The organism is Pseudomonas sp. REST10, from assembly GCF_029542605.1.
In the GTDB taxonomy this organism is placed as follows: Bacteria; Pseudomonadota; Gammaproteobacteria; order Pseudomonadales; family Pseudomonadaceae; genus Aquipseudomonas; species Aquipseudomonas khazarica.
The window spans coordinates 2,596,086-2,622,373 of record NZ_CP035677.1 but is presented as its reverse complement, the minus strand read 5'-3'; the positions used below and the strand labels follow the sequence as shown (position 1 = coordinate 2,622,373).

The window sequence follows — 26,288 nt, the reverse complement described above, 5'->3', positions numbered from 1 at the left end:
CACTCGCAGATTCCCATGCAAGCACCTAGCACCCAACGCGTGATCGTCGGCATGTCCGGCGGCGTCGATTCGTCCGTTTCCGCCCTGCTGCTGATGGAACAGGGCTACCAGGTCGAAGGCCTGTTCATGAAGAACTGGGACGAAGACGACGGTACCGAGTACTGCACCGCCATGGACGACCTGGCCGACGCCCAGGCCGTATGCGACCGCATCGGCATCAAGCTGCACACCGCCAACTTCGCCGCCGAGTACTGGGACAACGTGTTCGAGCATTTCCTCGCCGAATACAAGGCCGGACGCACGCCGAACCCGGACATCCTGTGCAACCGCGAGATCAAGTTCAAGGCCTTCCTCGACTACGCCCTGTCGCTCGGCGCCGACCTGATCGCCACCGGGCACTATGTGCGCCGCCGCGATATCGACGGCCGCACCGAGCTGCTCAAGGGACTGGACCCGAACAAGGACCAGAGCTATTTCCTGCATGCCGTCGGCGGCGAGCAGATCGCCAAGACCCTGTTCCCGGTTGGCGAGCTGGAAAAACCGCAGGTACGCGCCATTGCCGAGAAGTACGAACTGGCCACGGCGAAGAAAAAGGATTCCACCGGCATCTGCTTCATCGGTGAGCGCCGTTTCAGCGACTTCCTCAAGCAGTACCTGCCTGCCCAGCCGGGCGACATCGAAACCACCGACGGCCAGGTGATCGGGCGCCATCACGGCCTGATGTACCACACCATCGGCCAGCGCCAGGGCCTCGGCATCGGCGGCATGAAGGACGCCGGCGATGATCCCTGGTACGTGCTGCGCAAGGACCTGACGCGCAACGTACTGATCGTCGGACAGGGCAACGAACACCCCTGGCTGTTCTCCCGCGCCCTGCTCGCCTCGGAAATCTACTGGGTCAACCCGGTGGACCTGAGCAGTCCGCGTCGCCTGACCGCCAAGGTGCGCTATCGCCAGCGCGACCAGCTCTGCACCCTGGAGCAGAGCGAGAACGGCTACCGCGCCGTCTTCGACGAGCCGCAGCGCGCCGTCACCCCGGGGCAGTCCGTGGTGTTCTACGACGGCGAGGTGTGCCTCGGCGGCGGCGTGATCGAAAGCGCAGAAGCCTGGCACGAGGACGCCCGATGACCCCGCTTCAGGAGCAACTGGTTGCACTCGGCGCCGTGTTCGAAGCGGCCGTGCTGGCGGACAAGATCGCCCGCACCGGCCAGGTCAGCGAAGCCTCGATGAGCTGCATGCTCGGCAGCCTGCTGGTACGCGACCCGAAGAGCACGCTGGACGTGTATGGCGGCGACGACCTCAACCTGCGTGACGGCTATCGCGCCCTGATCAGCTCGCTGGAGCGCAATCCGGCCGCCTTGCAGCGCGAGCCGCTGCGCTATTCCCTGGCCCTCATCGGCCTGGAGCGGCAACTCGACAAGCGCGACGACATGCTGCAGATCATGGGCAGCCGTCTCGATCAGATCCAGCAGCAGGTGGAGCATTTCGGCCTGGTGCACGACAACGTCATCGCGGCCTGCGGTGGCCTGTATCAGGACACCATCAGCACCTTCCGCCAGCGCATTCAGGTGCATGGTGACATGCGCTTCCTGCAGCAGCCGAACAATGCCGCGAAGATTCGCTCCCTGCTGCTGGCCGGCATCCGCTCGGCACGCCTGTGGAGACAGCTGGGCGGACACCGCTGGCAGCTGGTATTCAGCCGCGGCAAGCTGCTCAAAGAACTCTATGAACTGATGCGCACCTGACCATGAGCCCAGCCAGCCGCAGCGTCAAACCCCTCCAGGGTGCCCTGCTGCTGGCGCTCTCGGCCCTGCTGTTCGCCTTTACCGGCGTCGGCATTCGCGAGATATCCGTCAGCGTCAACAACGAGTCGGTGGTGTTCTTCCGCAACCTGGTCGGCGTGCTGTTCTTCCTGCCCCTGGTCCTGGTCCGCGGCGTCACGCCGATGCGCACCACTCGCCTCAAGTCGCACCTGTGGCGCACCACCTACGGCCTGGCGGCGATGTACTGCTTCTTCTACGCCATCGCCCACCTGCCCCTGGCTGACGCCATGCTGTTCACCTACTCGGCGCCGGTCTTCACCCCGCTGATCGCCCATCTCTGGCTCAAGGAGCCGCTGACCCGGCGCATGCTGGTCAGCAGCCTCGTCGGCCTGTGCGGCGTGCTGCTGGTGGCCAAACCCAGTGCCGCGCTGTTCGAGGGTGCCGCCCTGATCGGCCTGGCCGCCAGCCTGCTGGCAGCCTTCGCCTTCGTTTCCATCCGTGAAATGAGCGACAGCGAGCCGGCCACCCGCATCGTTTTCTACTTCTCGCTGTTCAGCGCACTGTTTTCCGCCATTCCGCTGACCTGGAGCTGGCAGCCGCTGGACGCCACCCAGCTGGGCTGGCTCGTCGGCATCGGCCTGCTGGCCACCGCCAGCCAGATCATCATGTCCCGCGCCTACGGCCTCGCGCCGCCGGGACTGATCGGCCCCTTCGCCTACCTGGCCATCGTCTTCGGCGGCATCATCGCCTGGCTGCTCTGGGACGAGACGCCGGACACTCTGTCGCTGCTCGGCGCGGCGCTGATTTTCGCCGCCAGCCTGCTATCGGTCGCCAGACGCAGCACATAGGCGGCGAAGCGTTGGTTTTCATGTATGATATGCGCCCTTTTCTTCAGAGGTCGTCCTGGCGCACGAGCCAAGGCCCGTTTCACCCAAACAGGCCCGACGCAACGCGGCACCCGGACGGCTGATCAGCCCGACAGCCCGAGAACGCCCACATGCAGCTTTCCTCGCTCACCGCGGTTTCCCCCGTCGACGGCCGCTACGCCGGCAAAACCAGCGCCCTGCGCCCCATCTTCAGCGAGTACGGCCTGATCCGTAGCCGCGTACTGGTCGAAGTGCGCTGGCTGCAGCGCCTCGCCGCGCACGAAGGCATTCCGGAAGTGGCGCCCTTCTCCGCCGAAGCCAACACCCTGCTCAACGAGCTGGCGGAAAACTTCGCCGTCGAGCACGCCGAGCGTGTGAAGGAAATCGAGCGCACCACCAACCACGACGTCAAGGCCGTGGAATACCTGCTCAAGGAGCAGGCCGCCAAGCTGCCGGAGCTGGACAAGGTCAGCGAATTCATCCACTTCGCCTGCACCAGTGAGGACATCAACAACCTGTCCCACGCGCTGATGCTGCGTGAAGGTCGCGACGACGTGCTGCTGCCGCTGATGAAGCAACTGGCCGGCGCCATTCGCGAGCTGTCGGTGAAGTTTGCCGACGTGCCGATGCTGTCGCGCACCCACGGCCAGCCGGCCTCGCCGACCACCCTGGGCAAGGAACTGGCCAACGTCGTCTACCGCCTCGAGCGGCAGATCGCGCAAGTCGCCGCCGTACCGCTGCTGGGCAAGATCAATGGCGCCGTGGGCAACTACAACGCGCACCTGTCGGCCTACCCGAGCATCGACTGGGAAGCCAACGCCCGTCAGTTCATCGAAGGTGACCTGGGCCTGACCTGGAACCCCTACACCACCCAGATCGAGCCGCACGACTACATCGCCGAACTGTTCGACGCCATTGCCCGCTTCAACACCATCCTGATCGACTTCGATCGCGACGTGTGGGGCTACATCTCCCTCGGCTACTTCAAGCAGAAGACCATCGCGGGCGAGATCGGCTCCTCGACCATGCCGCACAAGGTCAACCCGATCGACTTCGAGAACTCCGAAGGCAACCTGGGCATCGCCAATGCGATCTTCCAGCACCTGGCCAGCAAGCTGCCGATCTCCCGCTGGCAGCGTGACCTGACCGACTCCACCGTGCTGCGCAACCTCGGCGTCGGTTTCGCCCACAGCGTCATCGCCTATGAAGCAAGCCTCAAAGGAATCAGCAAGTTGGAGCTCAATGCTCAACGTATTGCTGAAGACTTGGATGCCTGCTGGGAAGTGCTCGCCGAGCCGATCCAGACCGTGATGCGCCGTTACGCCATCGAGAACCCCTACGAGAAGCTCAAGGAGCTGACCCGCGGCAAGGGCATCAGCCCCGAGGCCCTGCTGGCCTTCATCGACGGCCTGGACATGCCGACCGCCGCCAAGGAAGAGCTCAAGCAACTGACCCCGGCGCGCTACATCGGTAACGCCGTGGCCCAGGCCAAGCGCATCTGAGCGACACCAGCCTCGAGGACGCCCGGCTGAGCCGGGCGTTTTTGTTTAAAGGTTTTTATCCATTTCAAGGGCTTACCGATGAATCCTGATACTCCGCTGCAATTGCTGGGTGGCCTCACAGCCCGCGAGTTCCTGCGCGACTACTGGCAGAAGAAACCGCTGCTGGTGCGCCAGGCCATCCCCGATTTCGAGAGTCCGATCAGCCCGGACGAACTGGCGGGGCTGGCGCTGGAAGAGGAAGTCGAATCGCGCCTGGTGATCGAGCATGGCGAGCGCCCCTGGGAACTGCAGCGCGGCCCGTTCAACGAAGACACCTTCCAGGACCTGCCGGAACGCGACTGGACCCTGCTGATTCAGGCGGTCGACCAGTTCGTGCCCGAGGTTGCCGAGCTGCTGGAGGACTTCAAGTTCCTGCCCAAGTGGCGCATCGACGACCTGATGATCAGCTTCGCCGCCCCCGGTGGTGGCGTCGGCCCGCATTTCGACAACTACGACGTATTCCTGCTGCAGGCCCATGGCCATCGCCGCTGGCAAGTGGGCCAGATGTGCGATTCCGACAGCCCGCTGCTCCCCCACGCCGATCTGAAGATCCTGGCCGAATTCGAACCAACTGAAGAGTGGGTGCTGGAGCCCGGCGATATGCTCTATCTGCCGCCGTGCCTGGCCCACAACGGCATTGCCGAGGATGATTGCATGACCTATTCCGTGGGCTTCCGCGCGCCAAGCGCTGCCGAAGTACTGACCCATTTCACCGATTTCCTCGGCCAGTTCCTGCCCGACGAAGAGCGCTACAGCGACGCCGACATCCAGCCGAGCGAAGATCCGAACCAGATCCAGCGCGACGCCCTGGAGCGCCTCAAGGCCCTGCTCAACGAGCACATGAGTGACGAGCGCCTGCTGATGACCTGGTTCGGCCAGTTCATGACCGAGCCCAAGTACCCCGAGCTGGTCGCAGGCATCGAGATCGGCGAAGAGGATTTCCTCGGCGCCCTGGAAGATGGCGCGATCATCATCCGCAACCCCAGCGCACGCATGGCCTGGTCGGAAGTCGGCGAAGACCTGGTGCTGTTCGCCAGCGGCCAGAGCCGCCTGGTCACGGCTCGCCTGCGCGAACTGCTGAAGCTGATCTGCAGCGCCGACGCGCTGCATGTCGAGAACCTCGGCGCCTGGCTGGCCGACGACGAAGGGCGTACCCTGCTCTGGGAACTGGTCAAACAGGGAAGCCTGGGGTTCGCCGATGAGTGAGATCACTGTCCGCGTGGCGGACTGGCATAAGGACAATGCCGAGCTGCGGCGGATTCGGGACACCGTTTTCGTCGCCGAACAGTCCGTTCCGCCGGAACTGGAGTGGGACGCCGAGGACGCCGATGCCGTGCATTTTCTCGTCGAGGAAGGCGACTACGCGGTCGGCACGGCGCGCCTGCTGCCCGACGGCCATATCGGCCGCGTCTCGGTGCTCAAGGACTGGCGCGGCCTCAAGGTGGGCGAGACGCTGATGCAAGCGGTGATCGCCGAGGCGGAAAAGCGCGGCCTGCGTCAGCAAATGCTCACCGCTCAGGTGCATGCCACGCCGTTCTATGAAAGGCTAGGCTTCAGGATAGTCAGCGACGAATATCTCGACGCCGGCATCCCGCACGTGGACATGGTGCGCACCAGCCAGTAGAGGAAGCGATGGACAACGAAGACGCCCCGGTCGATACGGACGATACGCAAGCGCCCAGCGAGCTGGCGGCTATCGAATTCGAGTCGCCGGGGCGTTTTGCCGTGCACAATCCCGAGCCCGTCACGCCAGATGCCGCGCAGTGGGAGCCGGCGCCCTTCATCCTCGGCCAGCACGAGCGCCTGGAGCGCTTCAGCCAGCCGCAGGAGGCCCGCGCCCACGTCCTGGCGCTGATCCAGCAGGCGCAGCGCAGCCTGTGCCTGTACAGCGACGATCTGGAGCCATGGCTGTATCACCACAGCAGCGTGCAGCAGGCCTGCACCCGCTTTCTGCTCTCCAGTCCGCGCGCTCGCCTGCGCATCCTGTTGCGCGACCCGACACGCGCGGTGAAGGATGGCCATCGCCTGCTCACCCTGTCTCGGCGGCTGTCGTCCAATCTGCATATCCGCAAGCTCAACCCCGACTACCCCAGTGATGAACTGGCCTACCTGATCGCCGACGACCGAGGCCTGCTCCTGCGCCCTGAGCTCGACCAGCAGGCCGGCTACGCGCTGTATGCCGACCCGGCACGCGTGCGCCAGCGCCAGGCCCAGTTCGATCAGGCCTGGGATACCAGCATCACCGATCCTGACCTGCGGAGCTTTCTGCTATGACCCTGCGCACGCTGCTCGCCACCCTGCTCCTTGGTCTGTGCCTGCCCCTGCATGCGGCGACGGAAGTGATCCCACTGAACTACCGCACCGCCGACGACGTGCTCGGCGTGGTGCAGTCGATGCTGGGCAACGAAGGCCGGGTCAGCGCCTATGGCAATCAGCTGATCGTCAACGCATCGCCGGGCAAGATCGGCGAAGTTCGCCTGCTTCTGCAGCAGCTCGACACCCAGCCTCGCCGGCTGCTGATTACCGTGGAGAGCAGCGACAGCAATTACCAGAATGATCGCGGCTACCGTGTCGACGGCACGCTCAGCGCCGGCAACGCCGAGGTCCAGGTGGGGCGCGGCGAGGTGAATGGTCGCGACCAGGTGCGCATCATCCGCCGCAGCACCGACAGCCGTGGCGGCGGCACCCAGCAGGTGCAGGCGACCGAAGGCTATCCGGCACTGATCCAGGTGGGCCAGAGCGTGCCGCTGACCACCACCAGCACCGGCCCCTACGGCCAGGTCTATCAGGACACCCAGTATCGCGACGTGACGCGCGGCTTCTACGTGACGGCCAGCCTGTCCGGCGAACTGGTGCACGTGACCATCAGCAGCCAGCGTGACCGTGTCAGTAGCAACCGCTCCAACGTGATCGACGTACAGAGCACCGACACCCGCGTCAGCGGTCGGCTCGGTGAGTGGATCACCCTGGGTGGCGTCAGCGAGGAAACCAGCTCCGACGGCCGCGACGTGCTGCGCCGTCACACCACGCAAGGCCGCGAAGACATGTCGCTGCGCCTCAAGGTCGAAGCCCTCGACTGACCCCCGACCAAAGTCGCATGCCCCTTTCGCCCTGCGTGGCATGGACAGTGCGCGCAGCCCGCGAAATGCCTGAAACGCCCGGCCCATGGGCTGCCATCAATGACCAGCCGGTCATCTACTGAATATGTAGTAGTTTTAAAAAACCACTACAAAACGTTTGACGAAGCATTTCACCAGAGGCATGATGGCCTCGCTCCCGCTAGCCAGGGGTCCTGAAAAGGATCTCCAGATCGCCCGCGAAGTACTTCGCGACGATCCGTGTCCCAACAGCCCACAAGGCCGTACGACGAGGTTGCGACTGGAACGTAGTTGTCCTGAGGGACGGGGAAGCGTTTAGCGTCAGACAGATCGAAAGCCCAGCAGGTGCCCAAGGTTTCCACGAGCCGACCCGCACTGGCGACGTCACCGAACTGTTAGCTGCATCTCCCCTCCTCGCGGTACATCCTCGCCCCAGCCGTTTTCTCGCCGTTCAAGTGGAAGCCTCCCGCAGCCGCTGCATCCGTGCGCGCATTGAGTGGGTAGTCGGTGCTCAACCAACACATTTTCTGAAGGATTGACCATGTCCGCATATCAAAACGACATCAAGGCTGTAGCCGCTCTGAAAGAGAAATTCGGCAGCAGCTGGAGCGCTATCAACCCAGAGTCCGTCGCCCGTATGCGCGCTCAGAACCGCTTCAAGACCGGTCTGGAAATCGCTCAGTACACCGCTGACATCATGCGCAAGGACATGGCCGAGTACGACGCCGATTCGTCCGTCTACACCCAGTCCCTGGGCTGCTGGCACGGCTTCATCGGTCAGCAGAAGCTGATCTCGATCAAGAAGCACCTGAAGACCACCAACAAGCGCTACCTGTACCTGTCCGGCTGGATGGTCGCGGCCCTGCGTTCCGACTTCGGCCCGCTGCCGGACCAGTCGATGCACGAGAAGACTGCCGTCTCCGACCTGATCGAAGAGCTGTACACCTTCCTGCGCCAGGCTGACAGCCGCGAGCTGGACCTGCTGTTCACCGCCCTGGACGCCGCCCGTGACGCTGGCGACCACGCCAAGGCTGCCGAGATTCAGGCGCAGATCGACAACCACGAGACCCACATCGTCCCGATCATCGCCGACATCGACGCTGGCTTCGGTAACCCGGAAGCCACCTACCTGCTGGCCAAGCGCATGATCGAAGCCGGTGCCTGCTGCATCCAGATCGAGAACCAGGTTTCCGACGAGAAGCAGTGCGGCCACCAGGACGGCAAAGTGACCGTTCCGCACGCCGACTTCCTCGCCAAGATCGCTGCCGTTCGCTACGCGTTCCTCGAGCTGGGCATCGACAACGGCGTGATCGTCGCTCGCACCGACTCCCTGGGTGCCGGCCTGACCAAGCAGATCGCCGTGACCAAAGAGCCGGGCGACCTGGGCGACCTGTACAACTCCTTCCTCGACTGCGACGAAATCTCCGACGCCGAGCTGGGCAACGGTGATGTCGTGATCAAGCGCGAAGGCAAGCTGCTGCGTCCGAAGCGCCTGCCGTCCAACCTGTTCCAGTTCCGCAAGGGCACTGGCGAAGACCGCTGCGTACTGGACTGCATCACCAGCCTGCAGAACGGCGCCGACATGCTGTGGATCGAAACCGAGAAGCCGCACGTTGGCCAGATCAAGGGCATGGTTGACCGCATCCGCGAAGTCATCCCGAACGCCAAGCTGGTTTACAACAACAGCCCGTCCTTCAACTGGACCCTGAACTTCCGCCAGCAGGTGTTCGACGCCATGGCCGCCGAAGGCAAGGATGTTTCCGCCTACGACCGCGCCAAGCTGATGAGCGTCGAGTACGACGAGACCGAACTGGCTCAGGTTGCCGACGAGAAGATCCGCACCTTCCAGCGCGATGGTTCCGCTCAGGCTGGCATCTTCCACCACCTGATCACCCTGCCGACCTACCACACCGCCGCGCTGTCCACCGACAACCTGGCCAAGGGCTACTTCGCCGACCAGGGCATGCTGGCCTACGTGAAAGGCGTTCAGCGTCAGGAACTGCGTCAGGGCATCGCCTGCGTCAAGCACCAGAACATGGCTGGCTCCGACATCGGCGACAACCACAAGGAGTACTTCGCTGGCGAAGCTGCTCTGAAGGCAAGCGGTAAAGACAACACCATGAACCAGTTCCACTAAGAACGGTTCTCTGCTGCGGACCACGCATCCGCAGCAGTTCTTTTGCCTAATCCGCCCCGGCCCTGCCGGGGCTTTTTTTATCCCCTGCGTTCAACCTGCCGGGCAGGCGCATGAGCGCCCTCTTCTGGCAGATTTGTGCGGCAGTGCGCAGGCACTGTCACGATTCCGTCGTTTTCCTTTATTAGCGTCATAGCTCCGTCGATCAGCCCAATCAAGGAGCCCACCGTGCGTATCGAACAAGAGCAAGACGTGCTATTCGGCAATGGCGATGAACCCCTCAGCAACGCCTCCAGCAACCCCCATATCAATGACCTGATCGAGGCCGGACTGAGCCGCCGCCAGGTGGTTGCAGGCGGTGCGGCACTCGGTGTCATGGGCTTCCTCGGCGTCGCCCTGCCCGGCAGTGCCGAAGCCGCCGGGAATCCGCTCAAGGACCTGCTCGAACGCCTGAAGAAACGCGGCAAGCGTCTGCCGTTCACGGCGGTGGCGGCCAACCGTGCCGATACCATCAGCGTACCGGCCGGCTACAAGGCCACGCCCTTCATTCCCTGGGGCACGCCCATTCGCGGCAGCTTCCCGGCATTCCTCGACAATGCCGGCAACAGCGCCGCCGATCAGGCCGATCAGGTGGGCATGCACCACGACGGCATGCACTTCTTCCCCATCGATGGTCAGCGCGGCGGCGGCCACAAGAGCGACCACGGCCTGCTGGTCCTCAACCACGAGTACATCGACGCCCCGCTGCTGCACCCCAACGGCCCGACGCTGGTCGACGGCAAGCGCAGCAGCGCCGACGAGGTCCGCAAGGAAATCAACGCCCACGGGGTTTCGGTGGTGGAAGTTCGTCGCAACCGCGGCCAGTGGGAGGTACTGCCCAGTGCCCGCAATCGCCGCATCACCGGCGCGACACCGATGCAGATCAGCGGCCCGGCGCGCGGCCACGCCCTGCTCAGCACCCGCTACAGCCCGGACGGCACCGCCACGCGCGGCACGCTGAACAACTGCTCCAACGGCTTCACCCCCTGGGGCACCTACCTGACCTGCGAGGAAAACTGGGCCGGCTACTTCGCCAGCGGCGACGCCGAGCGTCCGCGCGAAATGACGCGCTACGGGGTCGGCAGTGCCAGCCGCTATGGCTGGGATCACCTGGCCGGTGACGAATTTCAGCGTTTCAATGCCACCCGCCTGGCCGCCAACGCCAGTGGCGACTATCGCAACGAGCCCAACCACTTCGGCTGGATCGTCGAGATCGATCCCTTCGCCCCCGAAGCCGCACCGGTCAAACGCACCGCCCTGGGCCGCTTCGCCCACGAGGGCCTGGTGTTCGCCCCGACCAAGCCGGGGCGCCCGGTGGTCTGCTACTCCGGCGACGACTCGCAGAACGAGTACATCTACAAGTTCGTCAGCCGTGGCAAGTACGTTCCGGGGCGCAGCAACGGCAGCCTGCTCGACGAGGGCACGCTCTACGTGGCGCGCTTCAAGGCCAATGGCAAGGGCGAATGGCTGGCGCTGGACGTCCGCAACAAGGCCTTCCAGGCCGCCTGCAGGGCCGCCGGGGTCAGCTTCGCCGACCAGGGCGAGGTGCTGATCAACACCCGCCTGGCGGCCGACATCGTGGGCGCCACCAAGATGGACCGGCCGGAATGGGGGGCGATGAACCCGCAGAACGGCGACATCTATTTCACCCTGACCAACAACACCTCGCGCACCGTCGTGGACGCCGCCAACCCGCGCCCGGCCAACGCCTTTGGTCACATCATCCGCTGGCGCGAGCAGAGCCGCGACCATGCCGGCCGCGAGTTCGTCTGGAGCCTGTTCCTGCTGGCCGGGCCGGAAGACGACAGCCTCGACCCCAACGGCAGGCCGCTGACCGCCGACAATCGCCTGGCCAGCCCGGACGGCCTCTGGTTCGATAACGACGGTCGCCTGTGGATCCAGACCGACATGAGCGGCAGCCAGCTGGCCAGCGGCCCGTTCGGCAACAACCAGATGCTGGTGGCCGAGCCCGTCACCGGCGAGGTCAAGCGCTTCCTGGTCGGCCCGGTTGGCTGCGAGGTCACCGGCATCACCGCCACGCCGGACTTCCGCACGCTGTTCGTCAACATCCAGCACCCGGGTGAAGGCTCGACCTCGACGAACTTCCGCAGTACCTGGCCGGACGGTGCCGGTCGCCGTCCACGCTCGGCCACCGTGATCGTCACCCGCGACGACGGCAAGCCGCTGCTCTGACCCAGGCGCGCCCCTCTCGCGCCACCGCGCGAGGGGCGGCGCATGCAATCGACGCATGGAACAGGCAAGGCGCAGCCGCGGCTTCTAAGCTGGAACACACTCGACTCGCGCAAGGACCGCCCATGCCTCGCTCTTCCCTGCTGTTCGGCAGCTGCCTCGTATTGGGCAGCGTGACGCTCGCCTGGTACTGGCAGCGTCCTGATACCCCGCATTCCGCCACCCCGCAGCCCGCGCAGGTGCCCACAGCGCAATTCGCGCAAGCCGCGCAAGGCAGCCCCGCGCCAGCCCCTGCCGACCTCAGCGAGGAGCAGCTGCAACTGCTGGCGAAACCCGAAGTTCAGCAGCAGGAACGGCGTCTGGAGTTCCATCGGCGTTACCGAGGCTTCATCGAGCACGCCAGTGAACTCGACGCTGACGGCCGCGAGGCGCAAGCGCAGCAACTGAGTGAAGGCGTCGACTCACTGGAGCGCCGGGGCGAGCTGGCGCTGAGCGAAGCCTTGCTGCTGCAGATCGGCCTGATCAGGGCCGTCAGCACAGACGAGCAGGAACAGAAGCGCCGCGCCGAAGCCCTGATCAGGCGTTACCAGGCCCTCAGTGCAGAGCGCGAGGCCAGGCAGGCACAACGGGTCGACCCGAACTTCGCACGCTACAAGGCCGAGGAGAAGCGCATCGTCGAGGAAGTGCTGGCCCTGCAGAGCATTCCCGACGGCCTGTCCCGCGACCAGTACCTGCGCCAGCGCCTGCAGGAAGCGCGCGAACGCAACTATCGACAGCGCCCGGACAGCTAGCGCTGCGGCAGAGACGCCGCCGCAGCACTAGCCGATCATCCGTTCAGAGCAGTTGGTCGAGCAGGTAATACAGCAGATTGAACGGCTTGTTGCGGTCGGCCACGTCACTGCTTTCCGATGCCTCCAGCACTTGCCCGCTGCCGTCGAGCACGCTGCTGACGAAGTTGTCCAGTTGCAGGTTCTGCTCCTGGATATCGGCATTGGCGAACTCGATGATGCTGGTGCAGTGGCTTTCGTTGACGTCGCGAAACTGCGGGAAGTAGCCCCCGACATTCCCCAGGCTGGCCAACTGGCTGCGCAGGCGCGACGTATCGGTCGCCCAGCGTTGCTTGATCAGCGCTTCCTTGGTCGCCTGGTCCGGCGCGTTGACGATCTCCGGATAGAAGCGCTCGTAGGAATAGGCGGAGTAGTTCAGGTCCTGCCAGAAGTGCGTATGGCCCATGCGATCACCCGGCAGGTTGCTCGAGAGCGCCGGGTAGAGGCTGCCCAGGTCGCTCCTGTCGAAGCCGGGCAGGCGCGCCTGCAGGTACTGCAGTGGTCCCTGCTCGGCATCCAGGCCCCAGGCCTGACGAATGAAGGCTTGCAGCGGATAGGACGGGTAGCGCTGGTTGTCCCCCGCCAGGGCGGTGTAGACCGGCCCGGAGTCGTTGATCAGGTAGCCGCGACTGGGCGCCATGTCCTGGCGCAGGTTGGCATAGTTGGTCAGGCTGCCGGCGCCGCCGGCACTGCACCCCGTGGTCAGCATCTGCGTGGGGCGCGGCAGGTTGTCCTTGAGCCACCCCACCACGGCGCGCATGTTGCGCAGGCCGTTGTGATGCCAGACCAGGGGCTGCTGCTGCCCCTGCGGGTCGTCATACACCGCCACCTTGTCGCCGGAATAGATGTCGCCGGTGCAGTACGGCACGTAGACCATGTTCCAGTTCTGCGTCTTCACCCGCGTCCAGGGATGCAGGCGCACCACGAACGGGCTGACCAGGCTCGCCCCCGGGTTGAGCAGCGACATGTAGTCGTCGGCGATCCCGTCGGGGTTGCGCGCACCGCGAATGCCGGCCTGCCCGCTGCAGCTGGCGTAGTCCCAGCAGGCACCGCCGCCCTCCAGGTAGACGATGGTGTTGCGGGTATTCGGAACCCGGTTGATGAAGAACTTGTAGGGCGAGCCATTGCCACACACCGCGCCGGTTTCGGGCGCCATCTGGATGGTCTGCCAACCGTAGTAGTTGCCAGCATTGAAGCCACTGTTGAAGCCGCTCGGATTGGCCAGCAGCGGATAAGGCCCGACGCGCTGCGCCGGCGTGACCGGATTGTCGGCCCCAGGTGGGGAAACCAGATTGCTCAAGGTCTGCCAGAAGCTGTAGTCGCCCTGCTCGGCGCTGGCAGGCGCACTCAGGGCGAGTAGCAGAACGACAGGAACGATACGCGACAGGGACTGGGCGACAGGCATGGCAAAACCCCTCATCTTGTTATTCGTACGAAGGGTCGGCATACCCAGGCAGGGGCAACAGCGCAGACCCAGCGGTTGGTGGGCACTGCTCGATCAATGATGCATCGCGCTCCGGCGATTCATGCACGCTAGTACAAGATCGCGGGCGCAACACCCGAGAAGGCATATCGTTTAGTGATAATCGCGGCTTCTGCTTATACCTTTGCCCATGACACAGGCCTGCACCTGCTGCTTTCGCCCCAACACCAAAGTGGCAATGAATTGCTCATTTCGCGGCGGCTCATCCGGGACGGAAATAAGGCAGATTAGTCAGCTGAATTTGCTGCGCAAAGTTGCCAGCGAGGGGTTGCCAGCTATAGTTGCGGGGACGACGGGACGAGCGAAAGGCTCAAGAACGGCACTGCGGGCGCCTGTCAATCACAAGCTCGACAGAAATGATCAAACTGCGAGAATAATTTTTCTCTGAAAAATTTACTTACAGTTGGCGTGCACATAGTATTGTATACACACTTTGCGTCAGCGCCCTTGATGGCGTTAGGCGACTACTAAATTAAAAGCCGTTCCTTAATTTCAAGGAGTACCGGCATGCCTGATGCGGTAACGACCATGTCCCAGAACTGGGCTTTCGCTGTTTTCTTGCTGGGTGTCTGCGGGCTCATCGCCTTCATGCTCGGCGTCTCCAGCCTGCTTGGCAGCAAGGCGTGGGGCCGCAGCAAGAACGAGCCGTTCGAGTCGGGCATGCTTCCCACCGGCAGCGCGCGTCTGCGCCTGTCAGCCAAGTTCTATCTGGTCGCGATGCTCTTCGTGATCTTCGACGTTGAAGCCCTCTATCTCTTCGCTTGGGCTGTCTCGGTGCGCGAAAGCGGCTGGGCGGGCCTGATCGAAGCTACAGTTTTCATAGCAATTCTGTTGGCAGGTCTTGTCTATCTTTGGCGTATCGGCGCGCTCGATTGGGCACCGCAGGGACGTCGTGAACGGCAGGCGAAGCTAAAACAATGAGGCTTTGGCGATGCAATACAAACTTACTCGGGTCGACCCGGATGCGCCCAATGAGGCGTATCCGATCGGCCAGCGGGAGGTCGTCTCCGACCCGCTGCTAGAGGACCAGGTTCACAAGAACATCTACATGGGCAAGCTCTCGGACGTGCTGAACGGCGCGGTCAACTGGGGGCGCAAGAATTCCCTGTGGCCGTACAACTTCGGCCTCTCTTGCTGCTATGTGGAAATGACCACCGCCTTCACCGCACCGCACGACGTCGCACGCTTCGGCGCCGAAGTCATTCGTGCGTCACCGCGTCAGGCCGACTTCATGGTCATCGCCGGCACCTGCTTCATCAAGATGGCGCCGGTCATCCAGCGTCTCTACGAGCAGATGCTGGAGCCCAAGTGGGTCATCTCCATGGGTTCATGCGCCAACTCCGGCGGCATGTACGACATCTACTCGGTCGTTCAGGGCGTGGACAAGTTCCTCCCCGTGGACGTCTACATTCCCGGCTGCCCGCCCCGCCCGGAGGCGTTCCTGCAAGGCTTGATGCTGCTGCAGGAATCCATCGGCCAGGAGCGCCGCCCGCTATCCTGGGTCGTAGGCGACCAAGGCATCTACCGTGCCGAAATGCCTTCGCAAAAGGAACAGCGCCGCGAGCAGCGAATCGCCGTTACCAACCTGCGTAGCCCTGACGAAGTCTGAGCCGATGCTTGCCTGCGCAAGCCTCACGCCCACTTTCTACGTTGTTCGATAGCGACCGAGACCATGACTGCAGACACCGTTGTGTCCATACCGCCATACAAGGCTGACGACCAGGACGTCGTCGCCGAACTGCGCGCCCAATTCGGCGACGACAGTTTCACCCTGCAAAGCACCCGCACCGGCATGCCGGTTCTCTGGGTCGCCCGCGAGCGTCTGATCGAGGTGCTCACCTGCCTGCGCAAGCTGCCGCGCCCCTACGTGATGCTCTATGACCTGCACGGCGTCGACGAGCGCCTGCGCACCCAGCGTCGCGGCCTGCCGGATGCCGACTTCACCGTGTTCTACCACCTGATGTCGCTGGAGCGTAACAGTGACGTGATGATCAAGGTGGCACTGCGCGAGGGCGATCTCAACCTGCCGAGCGCCACCGGCATCTGGCCCAACGCCAACTGGTACGAGCGTGAGGTCTGGGACCTGTACGGCATCACCTTCACCGGCCACCCGCATCTGAGCCGCATCATGATGCCGCCGACCTGGGAAGGCCACCCGCTGCGCAAGGACTATCCGGCGCGCGCCACCGAGTTCGACCCCTTCAGCCTGACCCTGGCCAAGCAGCAGCTCGAGGAAGAAGCCGCGCGCTTCCGCCCGGAGGACTGGGGCATGAAGCGCGGCGGCGAGCACGAGGACTACATGTTCCTCAACCTCGGCCCCAACCACCCTTCCGCGCACGGTGCCTTCCGCATCATCCTGCAGCTCGACGGTGAAGAGATCGTCGACTGCGTGCCGGAAATCGGCTACCACCACCGTGGCGCCGAGAAGATGGCCGAGCGCCAGAGCTGGCACAGCTTCATCCCCTACACCGACCGCATCGACTACCTCGGCGGGGTGATGAACAACCTGCCCTACGTGCTGGCCGTGGAGAAGCTGGCCGGCATCAAGGTGCCGCAGAAGGTCGACACCATCCGCGTGATGCTCGCCGAGTTCTTCCGCATCACCAGCCACCTGCTGTTCCTGGGGACCTACATTCAGGACGTCGGCGCCATGACCCCGGTGTTCTTCACCTTCACCGACCGCCAGCGCGCCTACAAGGTGATCGAGGCCATCACCGGCTTCCGCCTGCATCCGGCCTGGTACCGCATCGGCGGCGTCGCCCACGACCTGCCTCGTGGCTGGGACAAGCTGGTCAAGGAGTTCGTCGACTGGCTGCCCAAGCGCCTCGACGAGTACGAGAAGGCGGCACTGAAGAACAGCATCCTCAAGGCCCGCACCATCGGCGTGGCGCAGTACAACACCAGGGAAGCGCTGGAATGGGGCACCACCGGTGCCGGTCTGCGCGCCACCGGCTGCGACTTCGACCTGCGCAAGGCGCGCCCCTACTCCGGCTACGAGAACTTCGAGTTCGAGGTGCCGCTGGCCGCCAACGGCGACGCTTACGACCGCTGCATGGTCCGCGTGGAAGAGATGCGTCAGAGCATCCGCATCATCGACCAGTGCCTGAAGAACATGCCGGAAGGCCCGTACAAGGCGGACCATCCGCTGACCACGCCGCCACCGAAAGAGCGCACGCTGCAGCACATCGAGACCCTGATCACGCACTTCCTGCAGGTTTCCTGGGGCCCGGTCATGCCGGCCAACGAAGCCTTCCAGATGATCGAGGCGACCAAGGGCATCAACAGCTATTACCTGACGAGCGACGGCAGCACCATGAGCTACCGCACCCGGATTCGCACCCCCAGCTTCGCCCACCTGCAGCAGATCCCCGCAGTGATTCGCGGCAGCATGGTGGCGGACCTGATTGCCTATCTGGGCAGTATCGACTTCGTCATGGCCGACGTGGACCGCTGATCATGAGCACGCTAATCCAGACAGACCGTTTCGTCCTCAGCGAAACCGAACGCTCGGCCATCGAGCACGAGATGCATCACTACGAAGACCCGCGCGCCGCCAGCATCGAGGCGCTGAAGATCGTGCAGAAGGAGCGCGGCTGGGTGCCGGACGGCGCCGCCGATGCCATTGGCGCGATCCTCGGCATCCCCGCCAGCGACGTCGAGGGCGTTGCCACCTTCTACAGCCAGATCTTCCGTCAACCGGTCGGCCGCCATGTCATCCGCGTATGCGACAGCATGACCTGCTACATCGGCGGCCATGAGTCGGTGCTCGCCGAGATGCAGCAACAGCTCGGCATCGGCCTCGGCCAGACCACCGCCGACGAGCGTTTCACCCTGCTGCCGGTGTGCTGCCTGGGCAATTGCGACAAGGCCCCGGCCGTGATGATCGACGACGACACCTTCGGCGACGTTCGAGCGGACGGCGTAGCCAAGCTGCTGGAGGACTACAAATGAAGACCCTCACCTCCATCGGCCCGGCCAACCGCATCGCCCGCAGCGAAGAGACCCACCCGCTGACCTGGCGCCTGCGCGACGACGCCCAGCCGGTATGGCTGGCCGAATACCAGGCGAAGAACGGCTATGCCGCCGCACGCAAGGCGCTGACCGAGATGGCCCAGGCCGACATCGTGCAGACCGTCAAGGAATCCGGCCTCAAGGGCCGCGGCGGCGCAGGCTTCCCCACGGGCGTGAAGTGGGGCCTGATGCCGGCCGACGAATCCCTGAACATCCGCTACCTGCTGTGCAACGCGGACGAGATGGAGCCCAACACCTGGAAGGACCGCATGCTCATGGAGCAGCTGCCGCACCTGCTGGTGGAAGGCATGCTGATCTCGGCTCGCGCGCTCAAGGCCTACCGTGGCTACATCTTCCTGCGCGGCGAATACGTCGACGCCGCCGCCAACCTCAACCGCGCCATCGAGGAAGCCAAGGCTGCCGGTCTGCTGGGCAAGAACATCTTCGGCTGCGGTTTCGACTTCGAGCTGTTCGTGCATACCGGCGCCGGACGCTACATCTGTGGCGAAGAAACCGCGCTGATCAACTCGCTCGAAGGCCGCCGCGCCAACCCGCGCGCCAAGCCACCCTTCCCCGCTGCCGTCGGCGTGTGGGGCAAGCCGACCTGCGTCAACAACGTCGAAACCCTGTGCAACGTGCCCGCCATCGTTTCTGGCGGTGTCGACTGGTACAAGAGCCTCGCCCGTCCGGGCAGCGAAGACCACGGCACCAAGCTGATGGGCTTCTCCGGCAAGGTGAAGAACCCCGGCCTGTGGGAGCTGCCGTTCGGCGTCAGCGCGCGCGAACTCTTCGAGGAGCATGCCGGCGGCATGCGCGACGGCTACCGGCTCAAGTGCTGGCAGCCGGGCGGCGCCGGTACCGGCTTCCTGCTGCCCGAGCACCTCGAGGCGCAGATGTACGCCGGCGGCATCGCCAAGGTCGGCACGCGCATGGGCACCGGCCTGGCGCTGGCGGTGGACGACTCGATCAACATGGTCTCCCTGCTGCGCAACATGGAAGAGTTCTTCGCCCGCGAGTCCTGTGGCTGGTGCACGCCGTGCCGCGATGGCCTGCCGTGGAGCGTGAAGATTCTCCGCGCCCTGGAGCGCAAGCAGGGTACCGCCGAAGACATCCAGACCCTGCTCGGGCTGGTCAACTTCCTCGGCCCGGGCAAGACCTTCTGCGCCCACGCACCCGGTGCGGTGGAGCCGCTGGGCAGCGCCATCAAGTATTTCCGTGAAGAGTTCGAGGCCGGTGTGGCCCAGGTGGCGAGCACGCCCCGCACGCCGGCGACCGCGAGCTGAACAGACGAATTCCCTTAGCCAGCCGCTTTAGCAAGCGGGTAAACGAAGACTCAAAGAAATGGCCACTATCCACGTAGACGGCAAAGATTTCGAAGTCGATGGAGCGGACAACCTGCTGCAGGCCTGCCTGTCCCTCGGCCTCGATATCCCCTACTTCTGCTGGCACCCCGCGCTTGGCAGCGTCGGGGCCTGCCGGCAGTGTGCGGTCAAGCAGTACAACGACGAGAACGACACCCGTGGTCGTATCGTCATGTCCTGCATGACGCCTGCCACCGACAACACCTGGATCAGCATCGACGACGAGGAATCCAAGGCGTTCCGCGCCAGCGTCGTCGAGTGGCTGATGACCAACCACCCGCACGACTGTCCGGTGTGCGAGGAAGGCGGTCACTGCCACCTGCAGGACATGACGGTGATGACCGGGCACAACGCCCGTCGCTATCGTTTCACCAAGCGCACCCACCAGAACCAGGAGCTTGGCCCGTTCATCGCCCATGAGATGAACCGCTGCATCGCCTGCTACCGCTGCGTGCGCTACTACAAGGACTACGCCGGCGGCACCGACCTGGGCGTGTATGGCGCGCACGACAACGTGTACTTCGGTCGCGTCGAGGACGGCACGCTGGAAAGCGAGTTCTCCGGCAACCTGGTCGAGGTCTGCCCGACCGGCGTGTTCACCGACAAGACCCATTCCGAGCGCTACAACCGCAAGTGGGACATGCAGTTCGCCCCGAGCATCTGCCATGGCTGCTCCAGCGGCTGCAACATCAGCCCTGGTGAGCGCTACGGCGAACTGCGCCGGATCGAGAACCGCTTCAACGGCTCGGTCAACCAGTACTTCCTCTGCGACCGCGGCCGTTTCGGCTACGGCTACGTCAACCGCGAGGATCGCCCGCGCCAGCCACTGCTCGGGAGCCAGCCGCTGGGCATCGATGCCGCGCTGGACAAGGCCGCCGAGCTGCTCAAGGGCAAGCGCGTGATCGGCATCGGCTCGCCGCGCGCCGGCCTCGAAGCCAACTTCGCCCTGCGCGAACTGGTCGGTGCCGAGCACTACTACAGTGGCATCGCGGCCGCCGAACTGGACAACATTCGCCTGATCCGCGACATCCTGCGCAACGGCCCGCTGCCGACGCCGACGCTGCGCGATGTCGAGCTGCACGACGCCATCTTCGTCCTCGGCGAAGACCTGACCCAGACCGCTGCGCGCCTGGCCCTGGCCCTGCGCCAGGCCGTCAAGGGCAAGGCCACCGAGATCGCCGCTGGCGCACGCATCCAGGACTGGCACATGGCAGCCGTGCAGAACGTCGCCCAGCACGCCCGGCATCCCCTGTTCATCGCCAGCGTCGGTGAGACCCGCCTGGATGACGTCGCCGCCGAGAGCGTGCATGCCGCGCCGGCCGATCTGGCCCGTATCGGTTTCGCCGTGGCCCACGCCATCGACCCCAGCGCCCCGGCCGTGGACGGCCTGGAAACGGAGGCGCGCGAGCTGGTACAGCGCATCGCCGCTGCGCTGACCAACGCCAGTCGCCCGCTGATCGTGTCCGGCGCCTCGCTGGGCGACAAGGCCCTGATCGAAGCGGCCGCCAACATCGCCAGCGCCCTGAAGAACCGTGAGAAGAACGGCTCGCTGAGCCTGGTGGTGCCCGAGGCCAACAGCCTGGGCCTGGCCCTGCTCGGCGGCGAATCCGTCGACGCCGCGCTGCAGGCCCTGAGCAGCGGCCAGGCCGATGCCGTGATCGTGCTGGAGAACGATCTGTACCGCCGCGCCGATGCCGCCAAGGTCGATGCCGCGCTGGCTGCCGCGCAGAGCGTGATCGTCGCCGACCACCAGCGCACCGCGACCAGCGAACGCGCTCACCTGCTGCTGCCGGTGGCCAGCTTCGCCGAGGGCGACGGCACCCTGGTCAGCCTCGAGGGCCGCGCCCAGCGTTTCTTCCAGGTCTATGAGCCGAGCTACTACGACAGCAACATCCTGATCCGCGAGGGCTGGCGCTGGCTGCACGCGCTGCACAGCACCCTGCAGGGCAAGGCTGTGGACTGGACGCAGCTGGACCAGGTCACCGACGCCTGCGCCGCCAGCAACCCGCTGCTGGCCGGCATCAGGGACGCCGCGCCGAGCGCCGCGTTCCGCATCAAGGGCCTCAAGCTGGCGCGCGAACCGCATCGCTACAGCGGTCGCACCGCCATGCGCGCCAACATCAGCGTGCACGAGCCGCGTCAGCCGCAGGATCAGGATTCGGCCTTCGCCTTCTCCATGGAAGGCTACGCCGGCAGCAAGGAAGACCGGCAGCAGATTCCGTTCGCCTGGTCGCCGGGCTGGAACTCGCCGCAGGCCTGGAACAAGTTCCAGGACGAGGTCGGTGGTCACCTGCGCGCCGGCGACCCCGGCGTGCGTCTGCTCGAGGCCGCTGGCAACGCGCTGCCCTGGTTCGCGGTGAACGCTGCGTTCAACCCGGCGGCTGGCACCTGGCAGGTAGCGCCGCTGCACCACCTGTTCGGCAGCGAGGAAAACTCCGCGCGCGCCAAACCCATCCAGGAACGCATGCCCGAGCCCTATGTGGCCCTGGCCCGCGACGAGGCGGCTCGCCTGGGGGTGAACGACGGTGCGCTGCTGGCTCTGCGCGTCAACGGCCAGGCCCTGCGCCTGCCGCTGCAGGTGCGTGACGACCTGGGCGTCGGCCTGGTCGGCCTGCCGGTCGGCTTGCCGGGCATTCCGGCGACGCTCGCCGGTGCCAGCGTGACCCTGCTGCAGGAGGCCGCACAATGAGCTGGTTGACGCCCGAACTGATCGAGATCGTCATCGCCGTACTCAAGGCCATCGTCATCCTGCTGGTGGTGGTGGTCTGCGGTGCGCTGCTGAGCTTCATCGAGCGGCGCCTGCTCGGCTGGTGGCAGGACCGCTACGGCCCCAACCGCGTCGGGCCGTTCGGCATGTTCCAGATCGCCGCCGACATGATCAAGATGTTCTTCAAGGAGGACTGGACGCCGCCGTTCGCCGACAGGTTCATCTTCATCCTGGCACCGATGATCGCCTTCTCGGCGATGCTGATGGCCTTCGCCATCATCCCCATCACCCCGACCTGGGGGGTGGCGGACCTGAACATCGGCATCCTGTTCTTCTTCGCCATGGCCGGCCTTTCGGTCTACGCGGTGCTGTTCGCCGGCTGGTCGAGCAACAACAAGTTCGCCCTGCTCGGCAGCCTGCGCGCGTCGGCCCAGACCATCTCCTACGAGGTGTTCCTGGCCCTGGCACTGATGGGCGTGGTGGCGCAGGTCGGCTCGTTCAACATGCGCGACATCGTCGATTACCAGGCGCAGAACCTGTGGTTCATCATTCCGCAGTTCTTCGGCTTCTGTACCTTCTTCATCGCTGCCGTCGCCGTGACCCACCGTCACCCGTTCGACCAGCCGGAAGCCGAACAGGAGCTGGCCGACGGTTACCACATCGAATATGCCGGGATGAAGTGGGGCATGTTCTTCGTTGGCGAGTACGTCGCCATCGTCACCGTCTCGGCCCTGCTGGTGACACTGTTCTTCGGTGGCTGGCACGGCCCGTTCGGCATCCTGCCGCAGATCCCGTTCTTCTGGTTCGCGCTGAAGACGGCCTTCTTCATCATGATCTTCATCCTGCTGCGCGCGTCGATCCCACGCCCGCGCTATGACCAGGTCATGGCCTTCAGCTGGAAGTTCTGCCTGCCGCTGACCCTGATCAACCTGCTGGTGACCGGCGCATTCGTGCTGGCCGCGGCCCAGTAAGGAGAAACGCAATGTTCAAATACATCTGGGACGTGCTGGTCGGCACCGCCACCCAGCTACGCAGCCTGGCCATGGTCTTCAGCCATGGTTTTCGCAAGCGTGACACCCTGCAATACCCGGAAGAGCCGGTCTACCTGCCGCCGCGCTACCGTGGCCGCATCGTCCTCACCCGCGACCCCGACGGCGAAGAGCGCTGCGTGGCGTGCAACCTGTGCGCCGTGGCCTGCCCTGTAGGCTGCATCTCGCTGCAGAAGGCCGAGACCGATGACGGTCGCTGGTACCCGGAGTTCTTCCGCATCAACTTCTCGCGCTGCATCTTCTGTGGCCTGTGCGAGGAAGCCTGCCCGACCACGGCGATCCAGCTCACCCCCGACTTCGAGATGGGCGAGTTCAAGCGCCAGGATCTGGTGTACGAGAAGGAAGACCTGCTGATCAGCGGCCCCGGCAAGAACCCGGACTACAACTTCTACCGCGTCGCCGGCATGGCCATCGCCGGCAAGCCCAAGGGCGCCGCGCAGGACGAGGCCGAGCCGATCAACGTCAAGGGACTGCTGCCATGATGCTGATGACACTCTCCCTGCCCCTCGCCCGCCACCGTGCGCGGGCTACCGTGAGGAGCCTGTAATGGAATTCGCGTTCTACTTCGCCGCCGGCGTGGCGGTGGCATCGACGGTGGGGGTGATCACCAACACCAATCCGGTGCATGCCCTGCTCTACCTGATCGTCTCGCTGCTGGCGGTGTCGATGGTGTTCTTCGCCCTTGGCGCGCCCTTCGCCGGCGCGCTGGAAATCATCGTCTACGCCGGCGCCATCATGGTGCTGTTCGTCTTCGTGGTGATGATGCTCAACCTCGGCCCGGCCGCTGCCGATCAGGAACGCAGGTGGCTGACGCCCAGCATCTGGATCGGCCCGGCCATTCTCAGCGCCCTGCTGCTCGGGCAGTTGCTCTACGTGCTGCTCAGCCATGTCAGCGATGCCCAGATCGGCCATACCACGGTCGAAGCCAAGGCCGTCGGCATCAGCCTGTTCGGCCCCTACCTGCTGGTGGTGGAGCTGGCCTCGATGCTGCTGCTCGCCGCCCTGGTCGCCGCCTACCACCTGGGCCGCCATGACGCCAAGGAGCCCACAGCATGACCGGTATACCCCTGGAGCACGGCCTGGCCCTGGCCGGCGTGCTGTTCTGCATCGGCCTGGTCGGGCTGATGGTGCGGCGCAACATCCTGTTCATCCTGATGAGCCTGGAAGTGATGATGAACGCCGCAGCGCTCGCCTTCATCGTCGCCGGCGCCCGCTGGGGTGCGGCTGACGGCCAGGTGATGTTCATTCTGGTGATCACCCTGGCAGCCGCCGAGGCCAGTATCGGCCTGGCGATCCTGCTGCAGCTGTATCGCCGCTTCAACACCCTGGATATCGACGCTGCCAGCGAGATGCGCGGATGAACCTTCTAGCCCTGACTCTATTCTTTCCGCTGCTCGGCTGGCTGCTGCTGGCCTTCTCGCGCGGACGCCTGTCGGAAAACACCAGCGCAGTGATCGGCGTCGGCTCCATCGGCCTGGCGGCTGCCAGCGCCGCCTGGGTGATCGCCGCCTTCCTCGGCAACCCACCGGCTTCAGGCGCCTACAGCCTGACCCTGTGGCAGTGGATGAGCGTCGAAGGCCTGGCGCCGAGCTTCACCCTGTACCTGGACGGCCTGTCCGTGACCATGCTCGGCGTGGTCACCGGCGTGGGTTTTCTGATCCACCTGTTCGCCAGCTGGTACATGCGTGGCGAAGAAGGCTACTCGCGCTTCTTCGCCTACACCAACCTGTTCATCTTCAGCATGTTGCTGCTGGTGCTCGGCGACAACCTGCTGGTGCTGTTCTTCGGCTGGGAAGGCGTGGGTCTGTGCTCGTACCTGCTGATCGGCTTCTACTACAAGCACGTGCCCAACGGTAACGCCGCGCTCAAGGCCTTCATCGTCACCCGCATCGGCGACGTGTTCCTGATGATCGGCCTGTTCCTGCTGTTCCTCAACCTCGGCACCCTGAACATCCAGGAGCTGATGGTGCTGGCACCGCAGCGCTACGTCGCGGGCGACACCTGGCTGTGGCTGGCCACGCTGATGTTGCTCGGCGGCGCGGTGGGCAAATCGGCGCAGTTGCCGCTGCAGACCTGGCTGGCCGACGCCATGGCCGGTCCGACCCCGGTGTCGGCGCTGATTCACGCGGCGACCATGGTCACCGCCGGCGTCTACCTGATCGCGCGCACCCACGGCCTGTTCCTGCTGACCCCGGAGATTCTCGAACTGGTCGGCATCGTCGGCGGCGTGACCCTGGTGCTGGCCGGTTTCGCCGCGCTGGTGCAGACCGACATCAAGCGCATCCTCGCCTACTCGACCATGAGCCAGATCGGCTACATGTTCCTCGCCCTGGGCGTCGGTGCCTGGGATGCGGCGATCTTCCACCTGATGACCCATGCCTTCTTCAAGGCCCTGCTGTTCCTGGCGTCCGGTGCGGTGATCCATGCCTGCCACCACGAGCAGAACATCTTCAGGATGGGCGGCCTGTGGAAGAAACTGCCACTGGCCTACGCCAGCTTCGTCGTTGGCGGCGCAGCCCTGGCCGCGCTGCCGCTGCTGACGGCCGGTTTCTACTCCAAGGACGAGATACTCTGGGAAGCCTTCGCCAGTGGCCACGGCGGCCTGCTCTACGCGGGGCTGACCGGCGCCTTCCTGACCTCGATCTACACCTTCCGCCTGATCTTCATCGCCTTCCACGGCGAGCAGAAGACCGAGGCCCATGCCGGCCATGGCATCGCCCACAACCTGCCGCTGCTGATGCTGATCGTGCTGTCGACCTTCATCGGCGCCTGGATCACCCCGCCGCTGGCCGGCGTTCTGCCGGAAAGCGCCGGGCATGCCGGTGGCGAGGCCAAGCACAGCCTGGAGCTGCTGTCCGGGCTGATCGCGGTCAGCGGCATCGTCATCGCCGCCCTGCTCTTCCTCGGCCAGCGTCGCTTCGCCAGTGCCGTGGCGCAGAGCGCGCCGGGCCGCCTGCTGAGCGCCTGGTGGTTCGCCGCCTGGGGCTTCGACTGGCTCTACGACAAGCTGTTCGTGCGTCCCTACCTGCTGCTCTGCCACCTGCTGCGCCGCGACCCGATCGACCGCAGCATCGGCCTGATCCCGCTGCTCGCGCGCGGCGGCAATGCCGCGCTGGTACGCAGCGAAACCGGTCAGGTGCGCTGGTACGCCGCCTCGATCGCCGGGGGCGCCGTGCTGGTGCTCGCCGCCATCCTTTTTTTGAGTTAAGGAAAACAGCC

General features: G+C 64.8%; 23 protein-coding genes. 22 read left to right on the top strand and 1 reads right to left on the bottom strand.

Going from position 1 to position 26,288, the window contains the following annotated elements; translation table 11 throughout:
- Positions 1-15 precede the first annotated feature (15 nt).
- The 11 genes from mnmA to EWH21_RS12315 all read left to right on the top strand — a co-directional run bounded on the left by mnmA (position 16) and on the right by EWH21_RS12315 (position 12,422).
- On the top strand, positions 16-1,128 hold the full coding sequence (gene mnmA, locus EWH21_RS12365) for a tRNA 2-thiouridine(34) synthase MnmA (protein ID WP_037055900.1): 1,113 nt from the start codon (positions 16-18) through the stop codon (positions 1,126-1,128).
- On the top strand, positions 1,125-1,745 hold the full coding sequence (gene hflD / locus EWH21_RS12360) for a high frequency lysogenization protein HflD (protein WP_037055898.1): 621 nt from the start codon (positions 1,125-1,127) through the stop codon (positions 1,743-1,745). Before mnmA ends, hflD begins: the two co-directional genes overlap by 4 nt.
- A 2-nt stretch (positions 1,746-1,747) precedes the next feature.
- Positions 1,748-2,611, top strand: coding sequence for a DMT family transporter (locus tag EWH21_RS12355; protein WP_277698442.1), 864 nt, complete (start codon positions 1,748-1,750; stop codon positions 2,609-2,611).
- Positions 2,612-2,760: 149 nt separating this feature from the next.
- Positions 2,761-4,131 carry an adenylosuccinate lyase gene (purB, locus tag EWH21_RS12350; RefSeq protein WP_277698441.1) on the top strand — a complete coding sequence of 457 codons (1,371 nt, stop codon included), beginning with the start codon at positions 2,761-2,763 and terminating at the stop codon, positions 4,129-4,131.
- 78 nt (positions 4,132-4,209) lie between these two features.
- Positions 4,210-5,376 (top strand): cupin domain-containing protein, encoded by a 1,167-nt coding sequence (locus tag EWH21_RS12345; protein WP_179554136.1) that lies wholly within the window; start codon positions 4,210-4,212, stop codon positions 5,374-5,376.
- Positions 5,369-5,794 (top strand): GNAT family N-acetyltransferase, encoded by a 426-nt coding sequence (locus EWH21_RS12340; RefSeq protein ID WP_037055889.1) that lies wholly within the window; start codon positions 5,369-5,371, stop codon positions 5,792-5,794. The genes EWH21_RS12345 and EWH21_RS12340 overlap by 8 nt, the downstream gene beginning before the upstream one ends.
- A gap of 8 nt (positions 5,795-5,802) precedes the next feature.
- The gene (locus EWH21_RS12335; RefSeq protein WP_037055887.1) at positions 5,803-6,444 is read left to right on the top strand and encodes a hypothetical protein; all 642 of its coding nucleotides are present in this window, start codon (positions 5,803-5,805) and stop codon (positions 6,442-6,444) included.
- Entirely contained in the window at positions 6,441-7,250 is an 810-nt protein-coding gene (locus EWH21_RS12330; protein ID WP_277698440.1) for a secretin N-terminal domain-containing protein, read from the top strand. The genes EWH21_RS12335 and EWH21_RS12330 overlap by 4 nt, the downstream gene beginning before the upstream one ends.
- Positions 7,251-7,809: 559 nt before the next feature.
- Positions 7,810-9,405: an isocitrate lyase gene (locus EWH21_RS12325; RefSeq protein ID WP_152488666.1), complete on the top strand. Its 1,596-nt coding sequence runs from the start codon at positions 7,810-7,812 to the stop codon at positions 9,403-9,405.
- 225 nt (positions 9,406-9,630) lie between these two features.
- Positions 9,631-11,634, top strand: coding sequence for a PhoX family phosphatase (locus tag EWH21_RS12320; RefSeq protein ID WP_277698439.1), 2,004 nt, complete (start codon positions 9,631-9,633; stop codon positions 11,632-11,634).
- 122 nt (positions 11,635-11,756) lie between these two features.
- Positions 11,757-12,422 (top strand): hypothetical protein, encoded by a 666-nt coding sequence (locus EWH21_RS12315; RefSeq protein WP_277698438.1) that lies wholly within the window; start codon positions 11,757-11,759, stop codon positions 12,420-12,422.
- A gap of 43 nt (positions 12,423-12,465) precedes the next feature.
- On the opposite strand, the gene EWH21_RS12310 is transcribed toward EWH21_RS12315, so the two are convergent.
- Positions 12,466-13,863, bottom strand: coding sequence for a pectin acetylesterase-family hydrolase (locus tag EWH21_RS12310; RefSeq protein ID WP_277698437.1), 1,398 nt, complete (start codon positions 13,861-13,863; stop codon positions 12,466-12,468).
- A 585-nt stretch (positions 13,864-14,448) separates the two neighbouring features.
- Here EWH21_RS12310 and EWH21_RS12305 point away from each other — a divergent pair.
- The 11 genes from EWH21_RS12305 to nuoL all read left to right on the top strand — a co-directional run bounded on the left by EWH21_RS12305 (position 14,449) and on the right by nuoL (position 26,277).
- Entirely contained in the window at positions 14,449-14,862 is a 414-nt protein-coding gene (locus EWH21_RS12305) for an NADH-quinone oxidoreductase subunit A (RefSeq protein WP_037055877.1), read from the top strand.
- Positions 14,863-14,872: 10 nt separating this feature from the next.
- A complete protein-coding gene (locus tag EWH21_RS12300) occupies positions 14,873-15,550 on the top strand; it encodes an NADH-quinone oxidoreductase subunit B (RefSeq protein WP_037055875.1) in 678 nt (225 codons plus the stop codon).
- A 63-nt stretch (positions 15,551-15,613) separates the two neighbouring features.
- Positions 15,614-17,395, top strand: a complete 1,782-nt coding sequence (nuoC, locus tag EWH21_RS12295; protein WP_037055874.1) for an NADH-quinone oxidoreductase subunit C/D — start codon at positions 15,614-15,616, stop codon at positions 17,393-17,395.
- Positions 17,392-17,892, top strand: coding sequence for an NADH-quinone oxidoreductase subunit NuoE (gene nuoE, locus EWH21_RS12290; protein ID WP_175252955.1), 501 nt, complete (start codon positions 17,392-17,394; stop codon positions 17,890-17,892). Before nuoC ends, nuoE begins: the two co-directional genes overlap by 4 nt.
- Complete coding sequence (gene nuoF, locus EWH21_RS12285) at positions 17,889-19,235, top strand: NADH-quinone oxidoreductase subunit NuoF (protein WP_150609529.1); 1,347 nt, start codon at positions 17,889-17,891, stop codon at positions 19,233-19,235. The genes nuoE and nuoF overlap by 4 nt, the downstream gene beginning before the upstream one ends.
- Positions 19,236-19,293: 58 nt before the next feature.
- Positions 19,294-22,002 (top strand): NADH-quinone oxidoreductase subunit NuoG, encoded by a 2,709-nt coding sequence (nuoG, locus tag EWH21_RS12280; RefSeq protein WP_277698436.1) that lies wholly within the window; start codon positions 19,294-19,296, stop codon positions 22,000-22,002.
- The gene (nuoH, locus tag EWH21_RS12275) at positions 21,999-22,991 is read left to right on the top strand and encodes an NADH-quinone oxidoreductase subunit NuoH (protein WP_037055871.1); all 993 of its coding nucleotides are present in this window, start codon (positions 21,999-22,001) and stop codon (positions 22,989-22,991) included. The genes nuoG and nuoH overlap by 4 nt, the downstream gene beginning before the upstream one ends.
- Before the next feature lie 11 nt (positions 22,992-23,002).
- Positions 23,003-23,551, top strand: a complete 549-nt coding sequence (gene nuoI / locus EWH21_RS12270) for an NADH-quinone oxidoreductase subunit NuoI (RefSeq protein WP_037055870.1) — start codon at positions 23,003-23,005, stop codon at positions 23,549-23,551.
- Positions 23,552-23,615: 64 nt separating this feature from the next.
- On the top strand, positions 23,616-24,125 hold the full coding sequence (nuoJ, locus tag EWH21_RS12265; protein WP_277698435.1) for an NADH-quinone oxidoreductase subunit J: 510 nt from the start codon (positions 23,616-23,618) through the stop codon (positions 24,123-24,125).
- Positions 24,122-24,430: an NADH-quinone oxidoreductase subunit NuoK gene (gene nuoK / locus EWH21_RS12260; RefSeq protein ID WP_037055867.1), complete on the top strand. Its 309-nt coding sequence runs from the start codon at positions 24,122-24,124 to the stop codon at positions 24,428-24,430. The genes nuoJ and nuoK overlap by 4 nt, the downstream gene beginning before the upstream one ends.
- Positions 24,427-26,277: an NADH-quinone oxidoreductase subunit L gene (nuoL, locus tag EWH21_RS12255; protein WP_277698434.1), complete on the top strand. Its 1,851-nt coding sequence runs from the start codon at positions 24,427-24,429 to the stop codon at positions 26,275-26,277. Before nuoK ends, nuoL begins: the two co-directional genes overlap by 4 nt.
- Positions 26,278-26,288: the final 11 nt, after the last annotated feature.

Bases quoted from the DNA above. Each gene is read 5' to 3' on its own strand.
- EWH21_RS12330 (WP_277698440.1), top strand. From the start codon at position 6,441: ATGACCCTGCGCACGCTGCTCGCCACCCTGCTCCTTGGTCTGTGCCTG.
- EWH21_RS12345 (WP_179554136.1), top strand. From the start codon at position 4,210: ATGAATCCTGATACTCCGCTGCAATTGCTGGGTGGCCTCACAGCCCGC.
- nuoI (WP_037055870.1), top strand. From the start codon at position 23,003: ATGTTCAAATACATCTGGGACGTGCTGGTCGGCACCGCCACCCAGCTA.
- purB (WP_277698441.1), top strand. From the start codon at position 2,761: ATGCAGCTTTCCTCGCTCACCGCGGTTTCCCCCGTCGACGGCCGCTAC.
- nuoH (WP_037055871.1), top strand. From the start codon at position 21,999: ATGAGCTGGTTGACGCCCGAACTGATCGAGATCGTCATCGCCGTACTC.
- EWH21_RS12325 (WP_152488666.1), top strand. From the start codon at position 7,810: ATGTCCGCATATCAAAACGACATCAAGGCTGTAGCCGCTCTGAAAGAG.
- EWH21_RS12335 (WP_037055887.1), top strand. From the start codon at position 5,803: ATGGACAACGAAGACGCCCCGGTCGATACGGACGATACGCAAGCGCCC.
- hflD (WP_037055898.1), top strand. From the start codon at position 1,125: ATGACCCCGCTTCAGGAGCAACTGGTTGCACTCGGCGCCGTGTTCGAA.
- nuoF (WP_150609529.1), top strand. From the start codon at position 17,889: ATGAAGACCCTCACCTCCATCGGCCCGGCCAACCGCATCGCCCGCAGC.
- nuoC (WP_037055874.1), top strand. From the start codon at position 15,614: ATGACTGCAGACACCGTTGTGTCCATACCGCCATACAAGGCTGACGAC.
- nuoL (WP_277698434.1), top strand. From the start codon at position 24,427: ATGAACCTTCTAGCCCTGACTCTATTCTTTCCGCTGCTCGGCTGGCTG.
- EWH21_RS12355 (WP_277698442.1), top strand. From the start codon at position 1,748: ATGAGCCCAGCCAGCCGCAGCGTCAAACCCCTCCAGGGTGCCCTGCTG.
- mnmA (WP_037055900.1), top strand. From the start codon at position 16: ATGCAAGCACCTAGCACCCAACGCGTGATCGTCGGCATGTCCGGCGGC.
- nuoJ (WP_277698435.1), top strand. From the start codon at position 23,616: ATGGAATTCGCGTTCTACTTCGCCGCCGGCGTGGCGGTGGCATCGACG.
- nuoG (WP_277698436.1), top strand. From the start codon at position 19,294: ATGGCCACTATCCACGTAGACGGCAAAGATTTCGAAGTCGATGGAGCG.
- nuoK (WP_037055867.1), top strand. From the start codon at position 24,122: ATGACCGGTATACCCCTGGAGCACGGCCTGGCCCTGGCCGGCGTGCTG.
- EWH21_RS12315 (WP_277698438.1), top strand. From the start codon at position 11,757: ATGCCTCGCTCTTCCCTGCTGTTCGGCAGCTGCCTCGTATTGGGCAGC.
- EWH21_RS12300 (WP_037055875.1), top strand. From the start codon at position 14,873: ATGCAATACAAACTTACTCGGGTCGACCCGGATGCGCCCAATGAGGCG.
- EWH21_RS12305 (WP_037055877.1), top strand. From the start codon at position 14,449: ATGCCTGATGCGGTAACGACCATGTCCCAGAACTGGGCTTTCGCTGTT.
- EWH21_RS12340 (WP_037055889.1), top strand. From the start codon at position 5,369: ATGAGTGAGATCACTGTCCGCGTGGCGGACTGGCATAAGGACAATGCC.
- EWH21_RS12310 (WP_277698437.1), bottom strand. From the start codon at position 13,863: ATGCCTGTCGCCCAGTCCCTGTCGCGTATCGTTCCTGTCGTTCTGCTA.